At 61.2% G+C, this 26,333-nt stretch carries 22 protein-coding genes; 17 read left to right on the top strand and 5 right to left on the bottom strand.

The genetic code is table 11. The features are described from left to right. Positions 1–78: 78 nt before the first annotated feature. Positions 79–855 carry an MBL fold metallo-hydrolase gene (locus tag AC1DD7_RS01155; RefSeq protein WP_477513444.1) on the bottom strand — a complete coding sequence of 259 codons (777 nt, stop codon included), beginning with the start codon at positions 853–855 and terminating at the stop codon, positions 79–81. Between the two features lie 179 nt (positions 856–1,034). Further along, positions 1,035–2,264 (bottom strand): beta-ketoacyl-[acyl-carrier-protein] synthase family protein, encoded by a 1,230-nt coding sequence (locus tag AC1DD7_RS01150; RefSeq protein WP_431114799.1) that lies wholly within the window; start codon positions 2,262–2,264, stop codon positions 1,035–1,037. 155 nt (positions 2,265–2,419) lie between these two features. On the opposite strand from AC1DD7_RS01150, the gene AC1DD7_RS01145 reads away from it, so the two are divergent. Next, positions 2,420–2,995 (top strand): TetR/AcrR family transcriptional regulator C-terminal domain-containing protein, encoded by a 576-nt coding sequence (locus AC1DD7_RS01145; RefSeq protein ID WP_477513443.1) that lies wholly within the window; start codon positions 2,420–2,422, stop codon positions 2,993–2,995. Here the strand turns inward: AC1DD7_RS01145 and AC1DD7_RS01140 are convergent. Beyond that, entirely contained in the window at positions 2,979–4,007 is a 1,029-nt protein-coding gene (locus AC1DD7_RS01140; protein ID WP_477513442.1) for a helix-turn-helix domain-containing protein, read from the bottom strand. The genes AC1DD7_RS01145 and AC1DD7_RS01140 overlap by 17 nt on opposite strands. Before the next feature lie 109 nt (positions 4,008–4,116). Continuing rightward, positions 4,117–5,316, bottom strand: coding sequence for an ROK family protein (locus AC1DD7_RS01135; RefSeq protein ID WP_477513441.1), 1,200 nt, complete (start codon positions 5,314–5,316; stop codon positions 4,117–4,119). Positions 5,317–5,568: 252 nt separating this feature from the next. Between AC1DD7_RS01135 and AC1DD7_RS01130 the strand changes: the two genes are divergently transcribed. The 10 genes from AC1DD7_RS01130 (at position 5,569) to AC1DD7_RS01085 (ending at position 16,728) form a co-directional block, all read left to right on the top strand. Continuing rightward, positions 5,569–6,702 carry a Gfo/Idh/MocA family protein gene (locus tag AC1DD7_RS01130; protein WP_477513440.1) on the top strand — a complete coding sequence of 378 codons (1,134 nt, stop codon included), beginning with the start codon at positions 5,569–5,571 and terminating at the stop codon, positions 6,700–6,702. Further along, positions 6,703–7,746 carry a Gfo/Idh/MocA family protein gene (locus AC1DD7_RS01125; protein WP_477513439.1) on the top strand — a complete coding sequence of 348 codons (1,044 nt, stop codon included), beginning with the start codon at positions 6,703–6,705 and terminating at the stop codon, positions 7,744–7,746. It begins immediately after the preceding gene. 44 nt (positions 7,747–7,790) lie between these two features. Continuing rightward, positions 7,791–8,930 (top strand): ABC transporter permease, encoded by a 1,140-nt coding sequence (locus AC1DD7_RS01120; protein WP_431114805.1) that lies wholly within the window; start codon positions 7,791–7,793, stop codon positions 8,928–8,930. A 73-nt stretch (positions 8,931–9,003) separates the two neighbouring features. Beyond that, positions 9,004–9,993 carry a sugar ABC transporter substrate-binding protein gene (locus tag AC1DD7_RS01115; RefSeq protein WP_477513438.1) on the top strand — a complete coding sequence of 330 codons (990 nt, stop codon included), beginning with the start codon at positions 9,004–9,006 and terminating at the stop codon, positions 9,991–9,993. A 78-nt stretch (positions 9,994–10,071) separates the two neighbouring features. Further along, positions 10,072–10,923, top strand: a complete 852-nt coding sequence (locus AC1DD7_RS01110) for a TIM barrel protein (protein ID WP_477513437.1) — start codon at positions 10,072–10,074, stop codon at positions 10,921–10,923. Beyond that, positions 10,916–11,770: a sugar phosphate isomerase/epimerase family protein gene (locus tag AC1DD7_RS01105; RefSeq protein WP_477513436.1), complete on the top strand. Its 855-nt coding sequence runs from the start codon at positions 10,916–10,918 to the stop codon at positions 11,768–11,770. Before AC1DD7_RS01110 ends, AC1DD7_RS01105 begins: the two co-directional genes overlap by 8 nt. Positions 11,771–11,775: 5 nt before the next feature. Then, positions 11,776–13,263 carry a sugar ABC transporter ATP-binding protein gene (locus AC1DD7_RS01100; RefSeq protein ID WP_477513550.1) on the top strand — a complete coding sequence of 496 codons (1,488 nt, stop codon included), beginning with the start codon at positions 11,776–11,778 and terminating at the stop codon, positions 13,261–13,263. A gap of 25 nt (positions 13,264–13,288) precedes the next feature. After that, on the top strand, positions 13,289–14,302 hold the full coding sequence (locus tag AC1DD7_RS01095; RefSeq protein WP_477513435.1) for a sugar phosphate isomerase/epimerase family protein: 1,014 nt from the start codon (positions 13,289–13,291) through the stop codon (positions 14,300–14,302). Between the two features lie 161 nt (positions 14,303–14,463). Further along, positions 14,464–15,585: an aminotransferase class I/II-fold pyridoxal phosphate-dependent enzyme gene (locus AC1DD7_RS01090; protein ID WP_477513434.1), complete on the top strand. Its 1,122-nt coding sequence runs from the start codon at positions 14,464–14,466 to the stop codon at positions 15,583–15,585. Between the two features lie 111 nt (positions 15,586–15,696). Then, positions 15,697–16,728 (top strand): GntR family transcriptional regulator, encoded by a 1,032-nt coding sequence (locus AC1DD7_RS01085; RefSeq protein ID WP_477513433.1) that lies wholly within the window; start codon positions 15,697–15,699, stop codon positions 16,726–16,728. A gap of 154 nt (positions 16,729–16,882) precedes the next feature. Here AC1DD7_RS01085 and AC1DD7_RS01080 read toward each other — a convergent pair whose 3' ends face one another. Beyond that, positions 16,883–18,841, bottom strand: coding sequence for an oxidoreductase (locus AC1DD7_RS01080; RefSeq protein ID WP_477513432.1), 1,959 nt, complete (start codon positions 18,839–18,841; stop codon positions 16,883–16,885). A gap of 357 nt (positions 18,842–19,198) precedes the next feature. On the opposite strand from AC1DD7_RS01080, the gene AC1DD7_RS01075 reads away from it, so the two are divergent. From AC1DD7_RS01075 to AC1DD7_RS01050, 6 genes are all read left to right on the top strand, one after another. After that, positions 19,199–20,155: an NAD-dependent epimerase/dehydratase family protein gene (locus tag AC1DD7_RS01075; protein WP_223932594.1), complete on the top strand. Its 957-nt coding sequence runs from the start codon at positions 19,199–19,201 to the stop codon at positions 20,153–20,155. A gap of 185 nt (positions 20,156–20,340) precedes the next feature. Then, a complete protein-coding gene (locus AC1DD7_RS01070) occupies positions 20,341–21,528 on the top strand; it encodes a substrate-binding domain-containing protein (RefSeq protein ID WP_477513431.1) in 1,188 nt (395 codons plus the stop codon). Positions 21,529–21,628: 100 nt separating this feature from the next. Further along, positions 21,629–23,206: a sugar ABC transporter ATP-binding protein gene (locus tag AC1DD7_RS01065; protein WP_477513430.1), complete on the top strand. Its 1,578-nt coding sequence runs from the start codon at positions 21,629–21,631 to the stop codon at positions 23,204–23,206. 2 nt (positions 23,207–23,208) lie between these two features. Continuing rightward, positions 23,209–24,195, top strand: a complete 987-nt coding sequence (locus tag AC1DD7_RS01060; protein ID WP_223932597.1) for an ABC transporter permease — start codon at positions 23,209–23,211, stop codon at positions 24,193–24,195. A gap of 53 nt (positions 24,196–24,248) precedes the next feature. Continuing rightward, a complete protein-coding gene (locus tag AC1DD7_RS01055; protein WP_477513429.1) occupies positions 24,249–25,499 on the top strand; it encodes a Tm-1-like ATP-binding domain-containing protein in 1,251 nt (416 codons plus the stop codon). After that, positions 25,496–26,332: a phosphoenolpyruvate hydrolase family protein gene (locus AC1DD7_RS01050; RefSeq protein ID WP_477513428.1), complete on the top strand. Its 837-nt coding sequence runs from the start codon at positions 25,496–25,498 to the stop codon at positions 26,330–26,332. Before AC1DD7_RS01055 ends, AC1DD7_RS01050 begins: the two co-directional genes overlap by 4 nt. Position 26,333: the final 1 nt, after the last annotated feature.

The following is a 26,333-nucleotide window of genomic DNA, read 5'->3' as shown; positions in this document are numbered from 1 at the left end:
AAGCTTCAAAAGCTTAGCTACTCCGGTTTTCCCACGCGATCACTGGAAAGCAAGCCCCTCCCATACACACTTTTTGTCCTATAACCCCCGCCCGTCAGCTGGACACTGCGGCTTCGCTGCGGTCATTGGCATCAGGAAGGTGCCAATGGTCTGCAAGGCAGCGTCCAGACGTTCAGCGTGCAGCAGCAGCCGTTGCCCGGGAGATATCAGCTTCCTGGGCAGGCCCGACTCGTCAGCGAGCAGTGACAGGGTGATCGTGGAGACGCTTCCAAGGCGCTCCGGCGTAGAACCCCACAGCAACGTCAGGCCTGCTTCGTGTACGGGCGCTACGCTGTCCTCGAACACATTCTGATTTCCCCGACCGAGCAGCGGTTTGTAGCCGTTGGCGGGGTTCCAGAAGTCGAAATCGGTTTTAGGCATCAGATAGGTGGCGTTGGGGAAGGTCGGCACCCACGTCCGGCCGTCCAAGTACGTGTTCCACCCGACGTGGTCGATGTGGAGGTGCGTGTTCACCACGATGTCCACGTCGTCGGCCCGAACGCCCGCACGGGCGAGGTTACTCAGGAAATCTGTGTCGAGGTGGCTCCAGACCGGCGCGTAAGGCCGCTCCTTGTGGTTGCCGACTCCCGTGTCGATGAGAATGTTCTTTCCCCCGCTGCGCAGCAGCCAGGTCTGGATCGCTGAATTGACGATCTGCGTCTCGGAGTCCAGGAAGTGCGGCGCCAACCATGAGGAGTTTTCCTCCCATGCCTGCTGTGGGCTTTCCGGGAAGAATGTCTGTGGTGTCATGTCGACGGGTCCGTAGTATTCCCAGACCCGGGTAATGCTCACATCGCCCAGGGTAATCTGGTCCATGATTCGTCCTTAGTTCTTGAAACGGTACCGCTTGTCGCCCGGGAGGCTCCCGGCACAACCGAGCTAACGGTGTCCTTAAATCTTGAACCGCTGACGTGTGCGCGGGGTATCCGTCAAGTGACTGCATCGAGCACTAAGACCTCCTGCGGGACCCCGAAAAGTAGGAACCGGGTACAGCTTTAGCCCTTGCTGAAGATCAGGCTGACGTTCTGGCCGCCAAATCCGAACGAGTTGGAGAGCGCTGCGGGAGATGTTCCGCGGCGTTGTTCGGTGACAATGTCCAGCCCGAGCTCCGGGTCCACGTTTCCCTGGTGAAGATTGCGGGTGGGAGGGATGACTTCATGCGCGACGCTCCGGACTGTGATGATGGCTTCAACTGCGCCGGCGGCTCCGAAGAGATGCCCCAGGGAGGCCTTGGGGGCCGTCACCGGAATGGTGTCGCCGAAGATGGCCTTGATGGCTTTTGCTTCCGCCAGATCCCCCAAGGAGGTGCCGGTCGCGTGGGCGTTGACGTGGCCCACCTCCGCTGGGCCCATGCCGGCGTCGTGCAGGGCTTTGGTGATGGCGGTGATCTGGCCTTCGCCGTCGTCCGCCGGTGCCGTCATGTGGAAGGCATCGGAGGCAATGCCGACGCCGCGCAGGACCGCGTGGACAGTGGCGCCGCGGGCCATGGCGTGCTCGGCACTTTCCAGCACCAGAATGCCTGCGCCTTCGCCCAGGACGAAGCCGTCGCGGTCTGAGGCAAAGGGGCGCGATGCAGAGGCGGGGTCCGCCGTAAGGGTTGAGAGAGCCCTCGTTTGCAGGAAGGCAGCGACGGTGAAGGGCGTTATCGCGGCTTCAGCACCGCCGGCAATGACCACATCAGCTTCGCCGGAACGGATCAATCTGGCGGCCAGGACAATTGCTTCGGCACCCGACGAGCACGCCGAGACCGGAGTGTATGAACCTGCCTTGGCGCCGTAGCGGATGCTGACAGCCGCGGCGGGTCCGTTGGCCATAAGCATCGGTACTGCCCGTGGGGAGACGCGGCGCTGGCCGCGGTTTTCCAAGGTGTCGTCCTCCCGGAGGAGCGTGCCGATTCCGCCCACGCCTGTTCCTACCGCCACGGCCAGTCGGGTGCCGTCGACCTGGGGCGAACCGGCATCTGCCCAAGCTTCTGCCGCGGCAATCAGGGCGGCTTGCTGGACCCGGTCCAGTCTTTTGGCTTCGACGGCGTCAAGTCCGGTGGCTGGGTCGGTGGCCATGGGTGCGGCGATGGTTACGGGGAGCCCGCTGCCCTGCAACATATCCGGCCCGACATCCCGCACGCCTGAACAGCCCTCAAGCAGGGCGGCCCAGGTCGTGTCGACGGTGCCTCCCAAAGGCGTTGTGGCGCCTATTCCTGTCACAGCGATATCTCGTGCCTTCATGGCAACTCCTTTTCTTGTATGACATACAAGATATACAGATAGTTGTATGGAGTACAATTTCTTGCATGGTCACAGAACGCAAGGGGAAACGTCTTCCGGGGGGTCCATCGCAAGCTCGTGGCCACTCGACCAGGGGCCGGATCCTGGATAGCGCGGTGAAGCTTTACCTGGCCAACACTTCGGGTGACGTGAGCGTGGCAGCGATCGCTGCCGATGCCGACGTATTTCCCAACCAGGTGACCTACTACTTCGGTTCCAAAGACTCGCTCTTCATCCATGCTGCCTTTCTGGCATTGCTCCACGATGCGGAACGCGTTGAGGCCATCGGTCGCAGCGCAGGGAGTCCCGAGTCATTTCGAAGGAACATGGCCCGCACGGTACTGATGCTCCCGTCCATGCCGCTTGTGGTGCGCGCCTTGGCAGTGGGAACATCCCGGCCTGCTCTGGCGGCTGTAGTGGATCAGCATCTGAATCTGCTGTTCCGCCAGTCTGAGCGCTATCTTGCCCGTCTTATGAAGCACAGGCACTGGGAAGTGCAACGTCCCATGCCGGTGGAAACCAGGACGTTTTGGAGCGCAGCCTTCGGAGCCACCCTCCTGTCACAGGCCGGCGCCACGGGATCGGGGAGCGACGTGGACCTGTCCGGCACGTTGACTGTTCGTGGTGGGAGTCCGGGGGGAGGATCTCTAGCAGGACGCAATTCCGCCGGTCCGGTCAAGCTCCGCGGTTAAGCTTCTGTCGCAGTTGTTGCAGCGCCACCTGCACGACGGGCTCGGATCGATGGATCTCCCTGACATTCATCCCGGTAAACTCTTTCAATGCCCTGCGCATACTTTGGACGTCGGTGAATCCGCACTGGGCCGCAATTTCGGAGTAGGTAATGCTGCGGGCATCGGTTTGAAGGAGGAGCTCCAGCGCCTTCCTCGTTCTCAAGGCGCGAATTCGCTCGCCCAAGCGGAGTTCTTCATTCTCAAAAAAGTAGAACAGCGAGCGACGGGAGAGGCTGAACCTTGCGGCGATCATTGACACGTCCAGATTTGGGTTGTCATAGCTGGCCTCAACGTATTTCTTTACTGCCCGACTCAGTGCTGGTTTCTGCGTCTCATCGTCGAGCGGCGTTTCGAGCAGGGAACCCACGAGGGTTGCCATCACGGATCGCAGGATGTCTCCGGTGCCCGATGCCTTGGCGTCGATACCCGGCCGCTTCCAACTCATCAGCGCAGGAATCACGAACGTACCCACAATTGGGTGTTTTGCGAGGTCCGGCGCGCGAAGGAGTGACCGCATTTCGGCCTCCCTCAGATTGAGGCTGCCGCGGTCGATGTTGAGCTGCAGGGCGTGAAAACCTTCGGGCGCATCGAAGCTGCCGCCGAGCGAAGTATCGATGAACCTGACGGAGCCCGGTGAAACCGGCTCTGGCACGCTATCGAGAGTGAGGGTTAGTCCTGTCGCCTTGCGGAAGTAGGCCAGGCGCAGATCGGCGGCGTCGGGATTCGGCGCCCAAAAGCCCATTGCCGGGGAGTTGTGCATTTCTATGAGGCTGAAGCCGGGCCCGGCAAGAGTGATGGCTGAAGGATTGAAAGATGCAGGAGTCTTATGTATGGACTTTTCCAGCCGCATTGGTGTTTCGACGGCACTGCCGTACCACTCCCGCCAATGTTCGAACCTTTGTTCGGGATTCAGCCCCTCCGGCACTGCATAGCGTCGCAGCCGGCCGCTGTTCCCTGTATCAGATTGAGGCATGTCATCCTCCTTCACCAGCTGACCATCACGGCGGCCTTGGGAGTTGCCACGACGTCTTGAGGAAGCGGGCGGGGTGGCACACAAGACCGGCCGGAAAAGACCTCAACTGTTAGCGATATTTTACCTCTGTACGTACCTTTGACTGGGGCAGCCTGGTTGCCAGGTCATTGAACCGGTGAGGGGCGAGGACATGTTCGACGGCCAAGATGCCGGCCCCAACCACTCCAGCTTTCGGCCCGGTTTCGGATTGGGTGATATTCAGGCGCTGGGTCGCCAAGGGCGTTGAGCGTGCATAGACCGTTTCGCGAATCCCTGCGATCAGATGTTCCCCGGATTGCGCAAGCGATCCGCCGACGACAATCAGCGAGGGGTTGATAAAGCTCACGCACATGTTGAGCATTTCCCCAATGTCGCGACCAGCCTGGCGGACCGCTTGGATGGCAGCCAAATCACCGGAACGAACGAGCGCGACGACGTCACTTCCGTTGGTTGCCTCGAGTCCGCTCTCGCGGAGCTGGGCGGCTATGGCCGGAGCACCTGCGATGGCTTCCAGGCAGGCGCTCTTGCCACAGCGACATAGAATTCCTGCCCCGCGGGCAACAGCGATATGGCCGACGTCTCCAGCCACGCCTGCAGCCCCGCGCTGTAATTCTCCTCCACTAACCACTCCGGAGCCGATACCGGTTGCGACCTTGAGGAAGATCATGTTGTCCTCATTGGGCCAGCGTGTCGCCCGCTCGCCGAGGGCCATGAGGTTGACGTCGTTGTCAACCAGTACGGGAACGTCAAAGGTTTGCTGAACGTAACCGGGAACATCGAATCCGTCCCATCCCGGCATGATCGGCGGGCTGGTTGGCTTTCCGGTGGAGAATTCAACGGGACCGGGTAGCCCGATACCGACGGCGATGACATCCGCCGTCGGACGCTCCAGCACTTTCAAATGTCTCTTCAGCGCCATCAGCAGCCAGTCCAGAACAGCTTCTGGTCCGCTTGAGATTTCAATCCGCTCAGTGGTTTCCACGAGTACCGTCCCTGACAGGTCCGTGACAGCCACGGTGGCGTGTGTGGCGCCGACGTCAACTGCAGCAGCCAACCTTGCACCCGGGTTGAAGGCTAGTCGCGCTGAGGGGCGGCCCCCAGTGGAGGGTGCACCAGATGCGGGAACAACCAATCCAAGTTTTAGGAGTGGCTCAAGGCGAGCACTGATGGCAGCCCGCCCCAGGCCGGTTATCCCAGCCAGGTCTGCTCTGGTTCGAGGGCGTCCGTCACGCAGGATCTGCAGAAGTCCGCCCGGTCCGCCGTTGTCCATGTCTCTCCAATTCGGGGGGGCTCGAAGAAGGTGAATGGTGAGACTGAGGTCTCGACGCATCACGCTCACAGGACCCTGGGGCCCTTATCTCCACCCAGTGTCGAGCTGCTCACTCGTCCCCGTCCACCCGGCGAGGTGCTAAGCATCAAAAAGTGCAACTTGTGCAGGTGTTCCAGCGCCGTCAGCGTCAAAAGGTGCAGACTTTTGCTGATCCCCTGACCAAAGCCCGTTGCTGCATGTCACTGTTTCGGCATGGAAAAAGACAGAACCACGACAGCCCCCTCCCGGTTACGGGCCGGGTTCGTCGGCGCCGGGTTCATGGCCGAGGTGCACAGCAGAGCCGCCCGTGCAGCAGGGGCGGAAATCGCCGGCATCGCGTCCTCCAGCCCGGCCAGCGCCCGCCGCGCCAAAGACCGCCTGGGTGTGCAGCAGGCGTACGCCTCCGTCCAGGACCTCATCGAGGACGAGACGATTGACGTCATCCACATCTGCACCCCGAACGCCACCCACCACGCACTGGCCGAGGCAGCGCTGAAAGCAGGCAAGCATGTTGTCTGTGAGAAGCCTCTGGCTACCAACGTGCAGGATGCCAGCCGTCTTGTGGAGCTAGCCGCCGCGGCAGGAACGGTTGCGACCGTTCCCTTCGTGTACCGGTTCCATCCGATGATCCGGGAAGCCCGGGAACGCATTGCATCGGGCCAAACAGGCCGGATCTCCACGGTTCAGGGTTCCTATCTCCAGGATTGGCTTCTGTCCCGGGACGACGACAACTGGCGGGTGGACGCCGGTCTCGGTGGCCCTTCGCGGGCGTTCGCCGACATCGGCTCCCATCTGTGCGATCTGCTGGAATTCGTGAGCGGGGACCGGATTACACGGGTCGGGGCCCTGAGCCGCACTTTCTTCTCCGGCCGGGCAAATCACAAGGACATCCAGACCGAGGACCTTGTTGCGGCCGTGTTTGCCACTGAAGGCGGGACCGTGGGAAACCTCCTGGTCAGCCAGGTTGCGCCTGGACGGAAGAACCGCCTGATGATCGAGATTTCGGGTGCGGAGAGCACCCTTCAGTTCGACCAGGAAGCCCCGGAGACATTGTGGCTTGGTAAACGGACGGGTTCACAGTTGCTTGTCCGCGACCCGGACGCGCTTAGCCCTGAAGCGGCACGGCTCAGTGTCCTGCCGGCAGGACATCCGCAGGGTTATCAAGACGCTTTCAATGCATTCGTCGCCGATACCTATGCCGCAATCAACGGAGACATCCGCGATGGCCTGCCCACCTTTAGGGACGGCCTCAGGTCAGCCCTCCTGACCGAAAGCATCATCGAATCGAGCAAGGGCGGCGAGTGGGTCGCCGTCCCGGACGTCAAAGAACCAGAAGGAGTTAGGTAAATGAAAATTATCCAGGTAGGTCTGGGCGCATGGGGCGCTTCATGGCTGAACGTGATTCACCAAAGCAAGACCTGGGAACTGGCCGGCGTTGTCGACGTCAATCCCGACGCCGCACGGGCCGCAGGTGAACAGTACGGAATCCCCGCCTACGCCACTATCGAGGAAGCGTTGAACCACAAGGAAACGTTCGACGCTGTCCTGGTCATCGTTCCGCCCGAGTATCACGCAGCCGTGGCGATTCCGGCCCTGGAAGCCGGGGTACACACCCTGATTGAGAAGCCGCTTGCCCACAACCTTGAAGACGGCATCCGGATTATCGAGGCGGCAGAGAAATACGGCAAGCACGCCATGGTGTCGCAGAATTACCGTTTCAAGCGGGCCGCACGGACCGTTCAGCGCCTCATCCGCGACGGGGTCATCGGAGACCTTGAGCACGTGTTCATCGACTACAAGAAAAACCCGCCGTTTGAAGGATTCCGTCTCGAAATGGACGAGCCCCTGATCGTGGACGCCATGATCCATCACCTCGACCAACTCCGGGGGATCGTGGGTGTCGAACCTACCGCGGTCCGTGCACGGTCCTGGAACACGGGCACCTCACGATTCAAAGGCAACGCGTCCGCGGTGGTGCAGTTCGACTGCGACAACGGTGCCCGCGTTGTCTACACCGGTTCGTGGAGCTCCTACGGCCCGCAGACCAGCTGGGACGGCGACTGGGAAATCCAAGGCAGCAAGGGCACCATCACGTGGAAGAACAACGAAGTCACCATCAACTTCGCCTCACTGTTCGACACCGTGTTCCTCGCGGGCGCAGTGGAACGCTCCGGCGTCATGCACGTGGACCTGGACCCGTTGCCGGTCGAGGAACGGCTGGGCACTCTCGCAGCGTTCCGGGACGCCATCGAAACGGGGCACAAGGCTGAGACGGACGTCACCGACAACATCCAGAGCCTGCAGCTCGTCATGGCCACCGCGGACTCCGCCCGCCAAGACGGCGCACCCATTCCCCTGAAGACCAACGCCGAACTCATCGGCAGCCACTAGCACTTCCGACCCGAGGAAGTGTCGAATTGACTGGAGATACAACCATGCAGCCACAAACAGCCACCGGTTCCGCCGGTCCGGTTTCCGGGAAGGCTGGCCCCGGAAAATCCCAAGAGGAGTCACGTTCACGGCTTTCCGGTGTCGGCGATTTCATCGGTGCCCAGGGCCTGCTCGTCGTCGTCCTGCTCTTCGGTGTACTGCTGACGTTCCTCAGCCCGGTATTCCTGACCACGGTCAACCTCGTAAATCTGCTGTACCAGTGCACCATCCTCGGTGTGTTCGCCATCGGCATGACCTTCGTGATCCTGACCGGAGGCATCGACGTCTCGGTTGGATCGACCGCAGCCCTGTCCTCCGTGCTGTCCATGGGCGTGATCGTCAACATGAACATGCCGCCGGCAGTTGGACTACTGACTGGTCTGGTGGTCGGCGCCGGAGTTGGTGCAGTGAACGGACTGATGGTCACGAAGCTGGGAATATCCCCGCTGATCGCGACCCTGGCAACACTCTCCGCCGGATCAGGAATAGCCTTTGCCTACTCCGACGGCGGCAACATCACACCCGTTCCGAAGGTGCTCACCGATATGGTCAGTGCCAAAATCGCAGGAATTCCCCTGCTGATACCAGCTGTTCTGGTGCTGGCCTTCTTGGCTCACCTGGTCCTGACCCGTACCACCTATGGACGCTCCATCTACGCCGTTGGCGGCAACAAGGAGGCAGCCCTGTTGGCGGGCATCCGCGTTGACCGCGTCACGATGAACGCCTACATAGTCGCCGGTCTGTCTGCGGGTATGGCCGGGCTCCTGCTCACGGGCCGGCTGGCTTCCGGAAGCCCACGTGCCGGCGACGGCATTGAACTGACTGTCATCGCAGCCGTGGTCATCGGCGGAACCAGCCTCTTCGGCGGCCAGGGAAACATCAAGGGCACCCTGCTCGGTGTGCTGTTGATCGCGATGGTTTCCAACGCCGTGAACCTGCTCGGCATCCCCTCGTCCTATGACCGGATTGTCCAAGGCGTCGTCATCTTCGCCGCGGCCGCCCTGGACGTTTACCGCTACAAGTACGTCCAAAAGAACCTGTCCAGGAAACGCAAGATCGGGCCGCCGCCATCGAAAGACCCCAACGGGACCCGCACGCAGCACACAGGGTCCGGCACGCCGCAGACCACCGGAACGCCGGCCTGACACCTCACCCCTTTGCCCCGCTCAGCTGGCATATCTGAGCACCAGGGAAATCATCAATAGAAAGAGTAAGTCAATGAAGACCTCACCCAAACTGGCGGTGCTCGCGGTAATCTCCGCCGCTGCCATCGCCCTGAGCGGCTGCGGTGCATCCAGCGCCGCGCAGGGAACAAGCGACGGAACGAAGACAAAGAAAATCGCCGTCCTGCTGTACAGCCAGAGTTTTGAATTCATGGTTGCCCTCGGCCAGGGCGTGAAGGACAAGGCGAAGGAACTCGGCGTGGAAGTCACAGTCCTTGACGCCAAGGGTGACTCCAGCACCCAGATAAGCCAGATCCAGGACCAGCTCGCCCAAGGCGTGGACGGCATCGTTCTTAGCCCGAATAACTCTGCTGAGCTGGTTCCTGGAGTCCAGATGATCCACGACGCCGGAAAGACCGTCACCACTGTTGACTCGGTGATCCCAGGCGACATCGCGGACGCTGCCGTCGCCTTCGATAACGAAAAGGCCGGCAAACTCGGCGCTGAAGCTTTGGCCAAACTGATGGGAAACAAGGGGACCGTCCTTGAATATCAAGGAGCCAAGGGTGCCTACCACGCGATTCTGCGCGGCAAAGGCTTCACCGAGGGTATCAAGCAGTACCCCGGCATCAAGGTCATCGGCCGTGACGCACAGTGGACCGCAGATAACGCATTGTCCCTGACCGTTGACAACTTCACCGCCGACTCGAGCATCAACGGACTCTTCAGCCACAACGACGAAATGGTGCGTGGCATCGTTTCCGGCCTCTCACAGATCAACAAGGACGCTCCGGTCGGAGCAGCGAACCACATCCCGCTGGTTGGAGTCGACGGTACTCCGCTCGCCCTGGACCGCATCCGCAACGGTATCCAGGACGCCACGATGGACCAGAACCCGTTCGAGATGGGAGCACTGGCCCTTCAGGCCGAGGTTGATCTGCTGGATGGCAAGCAGGTCCCCAAGATGCAGCTGACAGACACCAAGCTCATCACCAAAGAGAACGTCGATGACCCCACGCTCTGGGGCAACATCTTCAAAGACTAGAGCCCCAAACCATAGGCGGCCGGGCCGAGCCCCCCGTTCGGTCCGGCAGGACCAAGCAATTCCACCTCAAGGAGAAACATGTCCCGCTTCAAGTATTCCTACAACGCCATCGTCTACTACCAGGAAGACATCGCCAAAGGCATCGACCGCGTCGCCCGCTACGGCTACGACGCCATCGAACTGGTAGGAGAGCCGGCAACGCACGACGTCGAAGAAATCAACAAGCTGACCAACGACGCCGGTATTGACGTCAGCTCCATCTGCAGCATCTGGTTCGGGGAGGAACGCGACCTGATCAACCCCAGCGCTGCAAACCGGCAGAAAGCCTTGGACTACGGCAAGTCGGTAGCCGACTTCGCCGCCGCCGTCGGAGCCCCAACCATCATCGTCGGCCCGTCCCCAGTGGGTAAGACCGAAGCGTTGGCAAGCGACGAACAGGAATGGGACTGGGCTGTGGAGAACGTCCGCACTCTGGGCGAATATGCGGCCAGCGTTGGCATCAACATCACCCTGGAGCCGTGGAACCGCTACGAGACACATTTCCTGAACCGGCTGGACCGTGCCGTTGAGCTTCTCGACGCTACCGGTCTGAAAAACGCCGGCGTGCACGGTGACCTCTTCCACATGAACATCGAAGAAGACACCATCCACGGCGCCTTCGCCCGTGCCGGCAGCAAGGTCAACCACGTCCACCTGGCCGATTCAAACCGTGCCGCCCCGGGCGTAGGACACATCGACTTCCGTCCCACGCTGCAGACGCTGAAGGACATCAACTTCGACGGCTACCTGACCTTCGAGCTCCTTCCCGCCGCGTCGAACCCCTTCGCCATGATGGCACGCGGCGGGCACCTGGAGTTCCTGGACCCTTACACCGAAAAGGCCATCAACGAAATGAAGAAGCTGGAACAGGAGCTGTGGCCCAATGAGTAAATATGAGTTCGGCGTTAGCACCTTCATCCTGGTCTCCCCGTTCACCGACCAGGACGTCGATCAATTCGACGTCGCAAAGGAGATGGGCTACGACCTGATCGAGGTCTGCATTGAAGACCCTGCCGTGGTCAGCGCAGAAGCACTCAAGACAGCCTCGGAACGAACCGGACTGCCCGTGTCCATATGCGGCGCGTTCGGACCGGACCGCGACGTCTCGCATGAGGACCCGCAGAAGCGGCGGCAGGGCATCGACTACCTGAAACTCTGCGTTGACATCGCCCAAGCCGTGGGATCACCCCACGTGGCGGGCCCGATGTACTCCGCTACCGGCAAAGCACGGCTGCTTCCCCCCGGGGAACGCCAGCAGCAGCGCCAGTGGGCGGCCGACAGCCTGCGTGAAGTAGCCGACTACGCCTCCGAACGCGGCATCACCTTGGCCATAGAACCGCTCAACCGGTTCGAAACCGACCTGGTCAACACCGTCGAACAGGGTCTGGAATTGTGCGAGCTGATCGGCCGGGACAACGTCGGGCTGATGCTGGACACCTTCCACATGAACATTGAAGAGAAGAACATCGGTGCGGCCATCACCTCTGCCGGTGACAAGGTCTTCCACTTCCAGGTGTCAGAAAACGACCGCGGAACGCCCGGCAGCGGACATGTGCCGTGGTCCGAGACTTTCGACGCACTGAAAACGATCGACTACCAGGGTTCCATTGTTGTCGAGTCGTTCCTTCCCACGGTCGAGGAAATCGCCAAAGCCGTTTCGCTCTGGCGGCCGGTGGCACCCTCCATGGACGCGCTGGCCAGGGACGGACTCACCTTCCTCAGGAGGGAATTGCCGTGATCGAAATGCCCGGACGCGCTCCAGCAATTGTTGAAGCACGCAACCTTGTAAAACTGTTTCCGGGCGTCGTCGCCCTCTCCGGCATGAACTTTGAGCTTCATGCCGGAGAGGTGCACTGCGTCTGCGGCGAAAACGGAGCCGGAAAATCAACGCTGATCAAGACCCTCAGTGGGTTTTACACGCCCGATGAAGGCGGCGTGTACGTGGATGGCGAACTCATGCCCTCCAGCACGGTGGCCTCCAAGGCCGCCGGCATTGCCACTATCTACCAGGAACACAACCTGGTCCCGGACCTGTCGGTGGCCGAAAATGTCCTTTTGGGAAACTGGGGCGGACGCAACGGCATCGTCTCCCGCCGCGAGATCCGCCGCCGCGCACGCAAGGCCCTTGACCAGGTGGCACCCCACCTGAACCTTGACACCCCTGCCATGGCGCTCTCAACGGTGGACGGTCAAATGGTGGAGATCGCGCGCGCAATAGCCCAGGACGCGAGAGTCATCATCATGGACGAGCCCACCACTGCTCTGACCGAGCAGGACGTTGAGAAGCTGTACAAGTTGGTCAACGAACTGCGGGCCAAGGGCCTGGCGATCATGTACGTTTCTCACAAATTGGAGGAAGTCTTCACCCTGGCCGACCGGATCACCGTCATCCGCGAAGGCAAAACGGTGGCCTCATCCGTTCCAGCAGATCAGCTCGATGCCCGTTCCGTTGTGCAGTTGATGGTGGGCAAGGACGTTGACCTCTATGAGCACATTCCCCGCGAACGCGGTGAACTTGTTCTTGAAGCGCGGGGTCTAAGCCTCGCCGGCGCGTTCGAAGACGTGAACCTCCAGCTGCACGCAGGGGAGATTGTTGGACTCGCAGGGCTCGTCGGAGCTGGCCGGACCGAGGTCGCCCGGTGTATTTACGGGGCCGACAAGGCCGACGCCGGGACAGTTGAGGTAAACGGCCGGAAACTGAATCTCCGTAGCGCCTCTGCCGGCATCGACGCCGGTATTGCCCTCGTCCCGGAGGAGCGAAAGTTGCAGGCCATCATTCCCATGCTGTCCATTCGGGAAAACACCACACTGACCCTCCTGAAACAGGTCAGTAAATGGGGCGTAATGCAGCGGGGCTACGAAAAGAAGATGGTCAGCCGCTACATCAAGGAACTCGATGTCAGGACCCCATCTGCGGAAACGCCGATACAGTCACTGTCCGGCGGCAACCAGCAAAAGGTCATCATCGCACGCTGCCTGGCAAGCAATCCCAAGGTCCTCATTCTGGACGAGCCAACTAAGGGCATCGACATCGGGGCGAAGGCCGAAATCCACCGCCTGATCGAACAGTTGGCCCGCAGAGGCGTGGCTGTACTCGTCATCTCAAGCGAGCTCCTCGAACTCCTCGAGCTCTCCGACAGAGTGATGGTCATGAGGGCCGGCCGGGTAGTGGCTGAGCTGGACAAGGCACAAGCAACCAAAGAAAACGTCATCGCTTACGCCGCGGCCTAAGCGATCCCTCCAGAATGGAACAACCATGACCGACCAACAGACCCGGCCGTTCACCCTGTTCACTGGCCAGTGGGCCGACCTTCCCTTCGAGGAAGTCGCCCGCCTCGCCTCGGGCTGGGGCTATGACGGCCTGGAAATCGCCGTCTCCGGAGACCACCTGGACGCCTGGCGCTGGGACGAACCCGGCTACGTCGAGTCCAAACTCGCCGTCCTGGAGAAGTACAACCTGAAGGTCTGGGCCATCTCCAACCACCTCAAAGGCCAGGCCGTGTGCGATGACCCCATCGACTTCCGCCACGAAGCCATCGTCGGGTCCCGCGTGTGGGGTGACGGGGAGCCTGAAGGCGTCCGCCAACGCGCCGCCGAAGAAATGAAACACACCGCCCGCCTCGCCAAGGCCTTGGGTGTGGACACGGTGGTGGGTTTCACCGGGTCCTCCATCTGGCAATACGTCGCCATGTTCCCGCCCGTCCCCGAAAAGGTCATCGACGCCGGCTACCAGGACTTCGCGGACCGGTGGAACCCCATCCTGGACGTGTTCGACGAATGCGGGGTCCGCTTCGCCCACGAAGTCCACCCCAGCGAGATCGCCTACGACTACTGGACCACCGTCCGGACCCTCGAAGCGATCGGCCACCGGGAAGCGTTCGGCCTGAACTGGGACCCGTCCCACTTCATGTGGCAGGGCATCGACCCCGTCTCCTTCATCTGGGACTTCAAGGACCGGATCTACCACGTGGACTGCAAGGACACCAAGCTCCGGCCCACCGGCCGGAACACCGTCCTGGGTTCCCACCTGCCTTGGGGAGATCCGCGACGCGGCTGGGACTTCGTCTCCGCCGGACGCGGGGACGTGCCCTGGGAATCCTCCTTCCGCGCCCTGGCCGCGATCGGCTACAACGGCCCCATCAGCATCGAATGGGAAGACGCCGGAATGGACCGCCTGCACGGCGCCCCCGAAGCCCTCGCCGCCCTGAAAAAGTACGACTTCCCGGCGTCGCAGACCTCCTTCGACGCCGCCTTCAGCAGCAAAGACTGATCAATGCGGCTCGCGAACTTTGACTGTTCGCCAAACGGGACATCCCGGTTTGAGCGCACGCCGGTACGTGAAGTACCTCCACGTACCGGCGTGCGCTCGAAGACAGACTTAAGAACGGCGTCGGGGGGGGCCGTCCCAAACCGACCCCAAAGAGGACCGCATTGCCAGCCGACCTTTACCTGCCTTTGGGCCACGCCGAATGGTCAGCGCGGTACGAATCACTTGCTCCGCTAGTCATTGGGTCAAGCGCCATAGCCCCACTCACTCTGGGGGAGCTGACCACCATCGCCCGCCTCGACCCGGGCCCCCTTCTGGCCACAGGGCTCAGCCTGGACTACACGGCACTTGGCGGATCGGCAGAGCTCCGTCAACGAATCGCCGCCATCATGCCTGGCGTCATCCCTGATAACGTCACCGTCACTGTTGGAGCCGGCGAAGCGCTGGCCATGGTCGCCGAAGCGGCCTGCCTTCCTGGCGCCCATGTTGTTATCGAAACTCCGGCTCCCCGAAGTGCCCTTGTGGCAGCACAGAAAATAGGCACGTCCGTCACCTTGCTCCAGGGCCCGATCACTAGGGAATTGGTCGTTGGCAGCTTACGACCAACCACCAGGGCCGTTTTCCTGAGTTCCCCGCATAGCCCGACCGGTCAAGTACTGTGTGCTGACGCCCTGACCCGGATCGCAGCGGAGCTAGCTGTGGTCGACGCGCTCCTTGTTGTTGATGAGAGCTATCGAGGACTGCCCTTGGGAATGTCACAGGTCCCTCCAGCCGTTGCCGCCCTCGTCCCCAACGGAGTATCTATCGGTAGCCTCTCCAAGGTATACGGTCTTCCTGGGCTGCGCCTCGGGTGGGTAGCAGGCCCGGCCTTGTTGATCGATGACGTGAAATCCATGCAGCGTTGGACTTCGCGGTCTCCGGCAGCCACCAGCGAAGTGATCGCCACGATCGCGTTGGACAACAGCGAGGCTCTTCTCTCCCGCGCCAGATCATTCGTATACGACAGCTACGCCGAACTGGCCGCCATCTGCGACAGGTCGCCGCTAATGCAGCTGACGGCGCCGGACGGAGGGACTACTGCCTTCCCGGAGATTGATGTTGCTGATGTGGATGCATGGTGTGGACGGGTCGCAGAGCAGTACGGGGTTCTGTTAGCGCCAGGCAACGCATGCTTCGGAATCCCTGGCCGTATCCGCATAAACCTGGGCTTACGGCCGGAGGCGAGGGCAAAGGCCTTTCCCGTTCTCGCTCAAGCCCTCAGGGGAACCCCCACGTTCCGGCATTAGGAGCCGCTGCGGTTTGATCTGCGGGGAGACTGCTTCCAGGAACGCAGATCTGGTATGAATCCGGTACATGCAAAGCCCGGAATTTCGGTGTGACGATGTTAGCCTTGATGCATGGATGGGACGACGGAGAAGGATCTGACAGACGAGCTTTCAGTCGCTGGAGCCATGACGGCCGTGGACTCAGCGATCGTCACTGACGTAGCGAAGAGAGTCGACGTCTCAGACCGCCGCGATCTGCGCCGACGTCTGGCTGATGGCCTCGAAGAGTGGCTCTTGAAACATCGCGCCGGTCATCAACTGCTTCCCTCTGCGCGGCACTTCTCGGACGCATGGGGCGTTCATCGGGCCACCGTTCAGGGGGCCTTTGAAATCCTGGTCGACAGGGGAACCCTCACCAGGACCGCCAACGGGCGCTTTGTCGCAAATTTCGCGGCCACAGTTCGAGAAGATGGAGCGGCAGCTCTTGCCGGGCGCCTGAGGGCCGCGGCCGGCCTGGCCATCCGCGATGGGCTTTCCGAATCCGCATTCATCGAGTTTGCCAGGCAAATGTTCCGAGCCGCGGCCCTGGGGGACCTACGCGTCGTCTTTATTGAACCCGAGGTCGAGGTTCCGGGCATGGGTCCCGAGGATCTTGCCCGCCTTCTCGACTATCCGGTTTCCAGTGAACGCCTTGAATCCATCGAGCCTGCCCCACGGACGGTGTTTGTCGCGTTGGCGTCGGATGCCCCGAAGGCCCGAGCCAGGATGGCTGGCCGCGCAGACGTCTTTGCCATCGGCCTGACGCTTGAGACCGACCTCCGGCTCGCGGTGGCCGGCCTTCCTGCGGAGACAAGTGTTGCCGTTGTCTCCGAGGACCGGCGGGTTCTGGGGGCCGTAATGGACAAGCTTTCAGAACTGCGATCGGACCTTTCCATCCATAGCTATACGGAAATACCACGGGAGCTCGGAGATACATCGCTGCTGCTCCTGCCCGAGGCGATGGAGGCCCACACCGGCAATCTCCCGACGGCCCGCTACCGGTGTCAAATTTCCCTGGCGGAGCTCACTTTCCTGCGGTCCCGGCTTGCCGGATCGATGGGGCAAGCGGCAACGGCCGCCGACACCGCGAGTGACCACAAGAAGATCGAACTGCCCGCACAATGACCTAAGTGGCCTCATTGGCCAGGGGATCGGGCAAAGGAACCGGCAAAGTCCAGCCGCCAACACAACAATGTTCTGGCCGCCACGTTTGTGACGGCCAGAACATTGTTTGGGGTCAGGGCCGGGACTTTTTGGCTTTCCGCGGCACCTTACGGGATCAGCGGATGCCCACCCCGGCCCCTGCGGGAGCTGTGCGGCGTTCCAAACTCCGCAATCGGATAAGCTCCACCACCTCCGCAGCCTCTTGGGTTCCTTCGTGGATATCCCGCGGCTCGATGCAGTCCCCGATGCGATAAACCTCCAGCTCGGGATTGATTTCCATCAGGCTCTCGTAAAGCTCAACGTTGGAAACCCTCCCGCCGGTTACGACATCCTGGATGTCATTCCAGGTTTCCGCCACGCCCCGGTGTTGTAGGCGGATGAACCCCTCGCCTATTTCTTCGACAGTGCGTTCCGGATGCAGGTGGACGTTCTCCAGCGCGTCGACCTGGGCCATCAACAAATTGCGTGCGGGTGCGGCCTTGTTGAGCGCGAACCCACCGTCGGGGTCCACGATGTCGATCCTGAGATCGGGCCTTGCCGTGCCAAGGCGCACGGCGAGGAAGCAGCTTTCGGCATCTCCGCCGATGATCACGACGCGGCCGGACCAATCGGTGATGTCACGATCAAAGGCCGAGATGACGTTGAAGACCGGGCGGCCGCCACTGGTCGTCGCGTAGGTGTAACCGCCGCGTGCGCCCGTGGCGAGGACGATCGCATCTGTGTCGTGGTCCGCCAGGGTGGCTGCGTCCAATGTCTGGCCGAGCTTTACGTCGACATGGAGTTTTTCCATCTGCCGGGACAGGTAGCTGACGAAGTAGCCATAGTCGTGCGCGGCGAGGGCGGCCTGGTTCAGTTGGCCACCAAGTACAGGACGCGCCTCATAAAGCTCCACGCTGTTTCCTTGGCGCGCCAAGAGCCGTGCGGCTGTCATTCCGGCCGGCCCGCCGCCGATCACTGTCACGTGGCGGGGGCGTTCCGTGATGCGTAGGGCCCGCGTGCGCTCAAACGTCGATTGGGGATTCACGGCGCAATGCGCCACCTTGCGGCTGAAAAATAGATTCAGGCAGGTATGGCAGGCGATGCAGGGGACGATGTCCTCGGCCCGGTCCTGCTCGATCTTGCGTACGAAATGGGGATCCGCGTGGAATGCACGTGTCATGGAAATGAAATCGGCCCGGCCGTCCGCCAGCACGGACTCAGCAAGGTCAGGATCATTGAGTTTCTGCGTCACGCTGACCGGAACTGTGTCTCCAACCGCCCTTTTCAGCTGTTCGGCGATGGGCACGAAACCACCGTGTCCCCTTTCGGGGCCCTGGAAGATTTCGCTTCCCGTCTCATAAATTCCGGCGGTGATGTCGATCAGGTTGATGCCGGCTTCCACGAGAAGCTTGCAGAAGGGGATGGTGTCGGCGGTCGTGAGGCCACCCTCCACATATTCCTCCATGGAGATGCGGTAGCCGATGGGATAGTCCGGCCCGACGACGTTCCTGACAGCTGCGACAACTTCGAGGGCGAATCGGGCCCGGTTCTCTGCTGACCCGCCATACTTGTCAGTCCGCTTGTTGCTCCAGGGAGAGAGGAACTGTTCCAGGAGATAACCGTGTGAACCGTGCAGATGGATCATATCGACGCCAGCCTTGAGGCAGCGCGTTGAGGCTTCTGCGAATGCGCGGACGACGTCGTCGATATCGGCTTGGGTCATTTCCAGAGGAAGCGGCATGGGGTCGAAGAAACTGCACGGTATGGCCGTTGGTGCCAAGGGTTGACGAAGCGTTGCGGTCGATGCAGACTGTCGCCCCGCGAAATAGAGCTCAACCGAAACTACTGCCCCTTCATTGTGGAGCGCGTTGACCAGGCGGGTGAAGCCCGGGATAACCCGATCGTCGTGGCACCCGACCTGGAATGGATTCCCTTGGCCACGAGGGTCAACGTATGTGGACTCGACATTCACCAGGCCGGCGCCGCCCCGGGCACGTTCGACCAAGTAGTCGATGTAGCGCTGGTTCAGGGTGCCATCGCGATTAGCCATGGCCCGTTCCATCGGACCGGTGATGATGCGGTTCTTTGTCCGCATGCGGTTGATTCTGCCCTCGCGTAGCAGGTTTGGATACGCCATGGTCCTACCTTTCATGGATGGAGATACAAGCGGTCGAATGGCTTCGCCCGCGTCTGTCAGCGGCAAGCGTGCGACCACTTTGACGCTTAGGCATGTGTACCAGTTATGTTCCAACACGGTCAAGGGATGGCGTTTCATTGGCGCTTAAGAAAAGAAAAAATCAAAACCTCTTGACTCTCGGTACAGTGTTGGTACATTTGCTGCAGGTCGCCCCGCAATGGGTGAAACCACCGGCCCGGGCCTTCTTCTCCGGGCAGCACACCCCTCTAGATGGCCGCTCCCGTTGGAGGGCCACCAGGAAAGTGAGAAAAGCAAATGAGTAACATCGTCGTTACCGGCGGCTCCGGCCGCCTCGGACGTGAGTTCGTTGTACCGGAACTCGCGAAGGACCACTCCATCAAAGTGTTCGACGCCATTGAACCCCCGAACTCAGAATGGGATTTCCACAAGGGCGACATCCTGTCCATCGATGACCTGGCAAGCGCCTTCGAGGGCGCCGACGCCATAGTCCACCTGGCCGCTATCCCCGTTTACACCGGCCAAGGCGAAGAAGAAAAGATTTGGCGCGTGAATAGCGACGGCACGTTCAACGTCCTCGAAGCTGCGCGTCGGGCCGGTGTCCAGGACATCGTTCTGACCAGCAGCGTATGCGCCTGGGGCCCGATCTTCTGGTCCACCCCGCAGACTCCGGAATACTTCCCGATTGACGAGGAAATATCCAACCGCCCCGACGACATGTACGGGATGAGCAAGATCATCGGCGAAGTCCTCGGTTACGGGTATAGCCGCCGCTACAAGCAGCGTATCGCGTCCCTCCGCTTGGCTACGGTGGGTCTCTTCGACCAGGACTACTGGATCGACGCCGTTGCCGACATCGACAACCCGGAACATGTGCTCCCAGCCGTGGCCAACCCGGAACTACCCTCCGCGGGAGACATGACGATGACCGACTTCGTCTACCAGTATGTCGACCCGCGGGACGTTGCGCAGGCATTCCGTCTCGCACTGGAGTCAGTGCAGACGGGCCGGATCGGTAACGAAGACGTGCAGTGGGACAACTTCAACATCGGGGCCGGCGATGTCTTCTCGACCCGGGACTCGCTGGACCTCATCAGGAAGTACTACCCGGAGGCACGGGTGAACGAGGACCTGTACCGGGCGGAACCCCAGTACCCCCTCTACGACATCAGCAAGGCTCGCAATCTCCTCGGCTATGACCCCCAGTACACGTGGCGCGACTTCACGCCGCGGCCAGCCGCCGCGTCGAAGTAACCAAACAGGAGCATGCAGCTGCCCGGTCTGCCTGCTGATTCGTTCGCATAGGCGTAGATAGATGGCCGATGCAGTGGAATCAGCAGGCACCCGGACACCTGCGGCAGGGTCCGTCGCTTTCCTGCGCCGCCGCCCTCAGGGCTCCCCTCCACCTTTGCCATCCATTCGCTAGGAGCACATTCAGAATGTCGATAAAGAGCCGAATCAAAGGCGCAGCATTCGTGGCGGCCTCCGCCATGGCAATTACCATGTTCGCCGGTTGTAGTGCCGGCAGTACCGGGGCTGGCACAGCAGTCGCCACCGTCGACCCGGCCATCCAGAGCAAGGTCGAAAAATGCCTCACCGAGGTAGCCCAAAAGGTCTACAACAAGGGTCCACAAGGCGAGACGGCGACGCCCGCTTCGCAACTGACATTGACGCAGGAAGAAATCGACAAAGTCAGGGCTATGAAGAAGTCGGTCGCCATCGCATGGCATGTCTTTGGCAGCGACTATTCCACAGCCCAAGTAGCGGCCCTGAAAGACACGTTTAATAAGCTGGGCATCGAGGTCCTGACTACCACGGACGGCCAGTTCCAAGTCAACAAACAGACCAACGACATTCAGACGATCCTGGCACGCAAGCCGGATTTCATGGTGTCCCTTCCGGTTGACGCGCCCTCCGAGACAGGCATCTACCAGCAGGCTGCCGCAGCCGGAGTGAAGCTCGTCTTCGCGCTCAATGCGCCGCCCGAGATGAAAGCAGGCAAGGACTACCTCACGGTCGTCGGTTCCGACGATTACGGTACCGGCGTGGCCTCGGCATGCCAGTTGGTGAAAGCGGTCAACGGCAAGGGGAAGGTCGGCATTATCTACCACGCCGCCCACTACTACGCCACGCAGCAGCGGCTTGATGCGGTGCATGCAGTGTTGAAGGAATACCCCGACATCCAGGTCGTGGAGGAAAAGGGGAGCCCGGGCCCTGACTTTACCGGTCAGGGTGCAGCCGCTACGAACAGCATGCTAAGCCAGCACCCGGATCTCGACGGAATCTGGGCTGTCTGGGATACCCACGCCGAGGGCGTCATCGCAGCAGCGCGCGAGAGGGGTAAGAACGGTTCGAACTTCGCCATCACCACGATCGACCTCGGTAAGACGGTTGCCGTGAGCACAGCCAGGGACGACATGGTGAAGGGAGTCGGCGGGTCGCAGCCATACAACCAGGGCGTGGCCGAAGCGATGGCCGTTGCCTACTCGCTGCTCGGAAAAGATCTCAACCCCTACTACGCATGGAACGCACTCCCGGTTGACCGCTCCAACGTGGCGGAGCAGTGGAAACAGATCTACAACGCTGAAGCGCCGAAGGAAATCACTGACGCAGTCAACAAGAAATAGGAGGCCCGGGCGGGTTTCCGGATGCCTTTTGGGGGCGTCCGGACACCCGCCGGAACCTTCGAACCTACCCACACAACAGTTCCCAAAGGGGTGAACACGGGTGCAGGAAACAGAAACCACAGAGACTGCCGGACCGCCGGTGGCGGTGGCCATGCGCGGAATGAAGATGAGCTTCGCCGGCGTGCAGGTCCTGAAGGAAGTCGACTTCGAAGTGACTCGGGGTGAAGTCCACGCTCTTCTGGGCGAAAACGGTGCCGGCAAATCAACATTGATGAAGATCCTTGAGGGCGTTTACACTCCCGACGGCGGAGAAGTCCTTATTAACGGAAAGTCAGTGCCGCTTGAATCCGGCTTGGATGCCAAGGCAAACGGCATCACCATGGTTTTCCAGGAGTTCAGCCTCATTCCCACGTTGACGGTGGCGCAAAACATCCTTTTGGGGCGGGAGCCCCGAACCAGTCTGGGATTCATCGATGAACGCATGATGATTTCACAAGCCAGGAAAATCCTGGCCGAGCTGAACGTCGAACTGGACCCCCGCTCCGAGGTAGGGCCGCTCGCTGCCAGCTACTGGCAGATTACGGAAATTGCGAAGGCACTGTCCCAGGACGCGAACGTCCTCGTCCTGGATGAACCAACCGCATCGCTGACGAAGGATGAAACGGAGACGCTCTTCCAACGGATCAGGATGCTGCGCGACGCCGGTATGTCAATCGTCTACATCTCGCATCGCATGGCGGAGATCTACGACATCGCCGATCGAATCACCGTGATGCGCAACGGCCGCAGGGTCCGGACCGAGGCTGTCTCCGATTACCCCGTCGGTGAAGTTATTGCTGACATGCTCGGCGAGCAAAAGGCACACGCGCCGAAGCAACACGGATCCACCGCGCCCGATCCGCTGGTGTCCAGTCCGGCGTCGTCCGTTCAAGCGCCGAAAGGTCCGCGACAGACCACTCCGCTCCTGCAAATCCGCGACCTGCATTGCGCCAATGGCATCAGCGGCCTTGACCTCGACGTCCGCGCTGGTGAGGTGGTCGGTCTCGCCGGGTTGATGGGCAGCGGGCGCAGCGAACTGGTGCGCGCCATATTCGGGATCGACAGGATTACAAAGGGCACCATACGGGTCCAGGGCCAGGAGGTGAAGATCCAGAACCCCCGCGACGCCATCCGGGCAGGCATTGCCCTCGTTCCCGAAGACCGTCGCATGGAGGGCTTGGTCTTGGACCATTCCGTTGAGATGAACTCCGAACTGCCCCTCATAGCGTCGGGGCGCAGGAGTTGGATCAACAAAAGCGAGACGCTCCGCTCCGCCCAGGCCGTCATCAAGCGCCTGGACGTTCGAACGTCGTCCACCGGGAAAGCCGTAGGGCTGCTTTCCGGCGGTAACCAGCAGAAGATCGTCATCGGCAAATGGCTCCTGACGGAGCCGAAAGTGTTCCTGCTCGACGAGCCCACGGCGGGGATCGACATCGGCGCCAAAAAGGAGATCATGCGGATTCTCCGTCAGTTTGCCGCATCGGGCAAAGCAGTCATTGTGATCTCGTCAGAGCTTGAAGAACTTTTGGAGGTCAGTGACCGCATCCTAGTGCTTCGAAACGGACGCGTTGATAACGCGTATCGAGGCCATCAATTCACATCAGAAGAGGCACTCCATCGTGCCATTCAGGGAGTCTGACCATGACAACTATTCTCGAACCGGTCGACCAGTCATCGAAGAATTCGATCAAGCGGATCGTCTCGACCTTCAGCTGGCGCCAGAACCTTATTTACGTTGGCTTCGCAGTCATCTTCGTCCTCTTTTCGATCACTCTCAATGACCGTGGTTTCCTCACGTCGGACAACCTGCTCAACATCGTCCGGCAGACCTCAACCATCTCAGTCATGGCAGTCGGCGTCGTATTCGTCATAGCCGCGGCGCAGATCGATCTCTCGGTGGGCGCCACCGCGGGCCTCGCATCCGTCACGACGGCGATGACGATCAACTCTGTGGGACTGGTGCCAGGCATCGTAGCCGGCCTGGCCACGGGCGTGATCGTTGGGCTACTTAATGGCTTCTTCGTCAGCGTCGTGGGAGTCCCGTCATTCCTTGCAACACTGGGCATGCTCGGCATGGCCCAGGGTGCGGCGATGTGGATAACCGGCGCGGCGCCCCAGGCCATCAACGACCTCGACTTCACTTTCCTCTTCGGCGACAGCAACATCGGGCCTATTCCCGGGCTGCTCCTGTGGACTTTGTTGATAGTGCTGATCGGGCATTTCGGCCTTCGCCGGACGGGTTTCGGCCGCCAGGTGCTGGCCACCGGCGGCAACAGCAAAGCTGCGGCTTTCAGTGGCGTCCACACCAAGCGCGTGGTCTTCCTGGTACTGCTCTTGTCCAGCGTGCTCGCGGCACTTGCCGGAATGCTCTATGCGGGGCGGTTCCATACCGGCAGCTACAACACGGGCACCGGTGACGAGTTGTCGGTTATCGCCGCCGTGATCCTGGGCGGCACGAGCCTCTTCGGCGGCCGCGCCTCCGTGGTCGGTGCACTTCTTGGGTCATTGATGATCGGCCTTCTGAACAACGGGCTGATCCTCATGGGCCTCGACAGCGCCCAGCAGCAGGTAGCAAGAGGGGCGATCATTATCCTCGCCGTCGCAGTCACCGCCCGCCGTCGGGTTTAGGCGTTCCTCCGCAATCCGCTGCAATACCAAACCCATGCACTTAAGGAGTAATCATGAGGCCAACAGTTGTTTTGTTGGGCACGCTGGACACGAAGGGTACCGAGTACGACTATTTCAGGCGGTGCCTGGCCGAAGCGGAAGTCGACGTCATCCTGGTCGACACGGGCATCCACGAGCCGCAGGGCCCTGAACCCGACGTCGATCGCAATGAAGTCTCGCGGCTGGGAGGCTCAAGCATCGCTGAGCTGATCGAGGCAAACGACAGGGCCCATGCACTGGATGTGATGTCGCTCGGCGCTTCGGCCATCTTGCGGCGCCTGCATGGCGACGGAAAGCTCGACGCCGTGGCCGGCCTGGGCGGCACTGGAGGCTCCACCCTGATCAGCCGCGCGATGCAGACCCTGCCTGTCGGCGTTCCCAGACTGCTGGTATCCACTGTTGCCTCCGGAGATACACGCCCTTACGTCGGGGACACGGACATTACCATGATGAATTCGATCGTCGATATCGCAGGCATCAACCGAATCTCCAGCAGAACAATCGCCAACGCCGCTGGAGCTGTGGCAGGCATGGCCAAGGTTGTTCCCCCCGAGGATGCTAGCCAGCGGCCGGTGGTAGGGGCAACGATGTTCGGGCTCACAACACCTTGCGTAACGACTGCCAGGCAGTACCTGGAAGAACGCGGCTACGAGGTGATCGTTTTCCACGCCACGGGTTCCGGTGGACGCGCCTTGGAGAACCTTGTCGACGCCGGCATGGTCGACGCGATGCTCGACATCACCACCACTGAACTTGCCGACAACCTTGTTGGGGGCGTCTTCTCGGCGGGTCCGGAGCGCCTGACCGCCGCCGCACGGGCGGGAATCCCGCAGGTCGTGTCCGTTGGGGCCATCGACATGGTGAACTTCGGGGCGGCCTCAACGGTGCCGCAAAAGTTCGAGAACCGCACCTTCCATCGCCACAACGACACTGTCACGCTCATGCGGACAACAGGCGAAGAGTGCGATCAGCTCGGGCGGGAAATTGCCGTGAAGCTGAACGCCGCCAAGGGGCCCGTGGCCCTCTACCTGCCGTTGAAGGGCACGTCCGGCATCGCAACCGAAGGCAAGACGTTCCACGATCCCGCCGCGGACGCCCGGTTGTGGACCGCCATCCAGGAAAACAGCGGAGACGGGATCGAGATCCACGCCCATGACTGTGACATCAACGAACCCGGGTTCGGCCTAGCCATGGCCACCCGCCTGCACAACATGTACACCGATATCCACAACGAAGCCGATCACGATAGGACAATCACGCCATGACACGACACCCACTAGTCCAGCGACTCCAGGACGAGATCGCAGCCAACCGCGTCATTGTTGGCGCCGGTGCGGGAACCGGGCTCTCAGCCAAGTGCGCGGAAGCTGGCGGAGCCGACCTCATCATCATCTACAACTCCGGTCGTTACCGGATGGCCGGGCGTGGGTCCCTCGCAGGACTGCTTTCCTACGGTGATGCCAACGCAGTGGTGGTCGACATGGCCCGTGAGGTCCTCACTATCGTGAAGGATGTCCCCGTCCTGGCCGGCGTATGTGGCACTGATCCGTTCCGGAACATGAACGTTTTTCTGCGCGAACTGCAGGGACTGGGGTTCGCCGGCGTTCAGAACTTCCCGACGGTGGGACTCATCGACGGGCACTTCCGGCAGAACCTCGAGGAAACAGGGATGAGCTATAGCCTCGAAGTCGAGATGATCCGCCAGGCCAGCAGCCTGGGACTGCTGACGTCGCCTTACGTCTTCTCCGCCGAGGACGCCCGCGCCATGGCCGAAGCGGGCGCGGACATCCTCGTGGCACACATGGGGCTGACAACCTCGGGGACCATCGGTGCCCGGACGGCAAAAAGCCTTGACGAATGTGTCGCAGATGTCCAGGCCATTGCCGATGCAGGTCACGCGATAAATCCGGAAGTCATCGTCCTCTGCCACGGCGGGCCAATCGCTGACGCAGACGACGTGGCGTACGTCCTGGACCGTACAAGCGGCGTGGTGGGGTTCTTCGGAGCCTCGAGCGTGGAGCGCCTGCCTACGGAAACGGCAATGACACAACATATGCGCAAGCTAAAGGCCACGTCATTCGAGCGCAGCGCCGTTTAGG

This window comes from Paenarthrobacter sp. 10L412, assembly GCF_056395565.1.
Note: the sequence above shows the minus strand (reverse complement) of the source record. Positions and strands in the feature narration are given on the sequence as shown.

Excerpts from the sequence above, each read along its gene's own strand:
- AC1DD7_RS01130 (WP_477513440.1), top strand. The coding sequence starts at position 5,569 with ATGGAAAAAGACAGAACCACGACAGCCCCCTCCCGGTTACGGGCCGGG.
- AC1DD7_RS01095 (WP_477513435.1), top strand. The coding sequence starts at position 13,289 with ATGACCGACCAACAGACCCGGCCGTTCACCCTGTTCACTGGCCAGTGG.
- AC1DD7_RS01125 (WP_477513439.1), top strand. The coding sequence starts at position 6,703 with ATGAAAATTATCCAGGTAGGTCTGGGCGCATGGGGCGCTTCATGGCTG.
- AC1DD7_RS01055 (WP_477513429.1), top strand. The coding sequence starts at position 24,249 with ATGAGGCCAACAGTTGTTTTGTTGGGCACGCTGGACACGAAGGGTACC.
- AC1DD7_RS01150 (WP_431114799.1), bottom strand. The coding sequence starts at position 2,264 with ATGAAGGCACGAGATATCGCTGTGACAGGAATAGGCGCCACAACGCCT.
- AC1DD7_RS01120 (WP_431114805.1), top strand. The coding sequence starts at position 7,791 with ATGCAGCCACAAACAGCCACCGGTTCCGCCGGTCCGGTTTCCGGGAAG.
- AC1DD7_RS01155 (WP_477513444.1), bottom strand. The coding sequence starts at position 855 with ATGGACCAGATTACCCTGGGCGATGTGAGCATTACCCGGGTCTGGGAA.
- AC1DD7_RS01100 (WP_477513550.1), top strand. The coding sequence starts at position 11,776 with ATGCCCGGACGCGCTCCAGCAATTGTTGAAGCACGCAACCTTGTAAAA.
- AC1DD7_RS01140 (WP_477513442.1), bottom strand. The coding sequence starts at position 4,007 with ATGCCTCAATCTGATACAGGGAACAGCGGCCGGCTGCGACGCTATGCA.
- AC1DD7_RS01070 (WP_477513431.1), top strand. The coding sequence starts at position 20,341 with ATGTCGATAAAGAGCCGAATCAAAGGCGCAGCATTCGTGGCGGCCTCC.
- AC1DD7_RS01135 (WP_477513441.1), bottom strand. The coding sequence starts at position 5,316 with ATGGACAACGGCGGACCGGGCGGACTTCTGCAGATCCTGCGTGACGGA.
- AC1DD7_RS01050 (WP_477513428.1), top strand. The coding sequence starts at position 25,496 with ATGACACGACACCCACTAGTCCAGCGACTCCAGGACGAGATCGCAGCC.
- AC1DD7_RS01115 (WP_477513438.1), top strand. The coding sequence starts at position 9,004 with ATGAAGACCTCACCCAAACTGGCGGTGCTCGCGGTAATCTCCGCCGCT.
- AC1DD7_RS01075 (WP_223932594.1), top strand. The coding sequence starts at position 19,199 with ATGAGTAACATCGTCGTTACCGGCGGCTCCGGCCGCCTCGGACGTGAG.
- AC1DD7_RS01110 (WP_477513437.1), top strand. The coding sequence starts at position 10,072 with ATGTCCCGCTTCAAGTATTCCTACAACGCCATCGTCTACTACCAGGAA.
- AC1DD7_RS01080 (WP_477513432.1), bottom strand. The coding sequence starts at position 18,841 with ATGCGGACAAAGAACCGCATCATCACCGGTCCGATGGAACGGGCCATG.
- AC1DD7_RS01085 (WP_477513433.1), top strand. The coding sequence starts at position 15,697 with ATGGATGGGACGACGGAGAAGGATCTGACAGACGAGCTTTCAGTCGCT.
- AC1DD7_RS01105 (WP_477513436.1), top strand. The coding sequence starts at position 10,916 with ATGAGTAAATATGAGTTCGGCGTTAGCACCTTCATCCTGGTCTCCCCG.
- AC1DD7_RS01060 (WP_223932597.1), top strand. The coding sequence starts at position 23,209 with ATGACAACTATTCTCGAACCGGTCGACCAGTCATCGAAGAATTCGATC.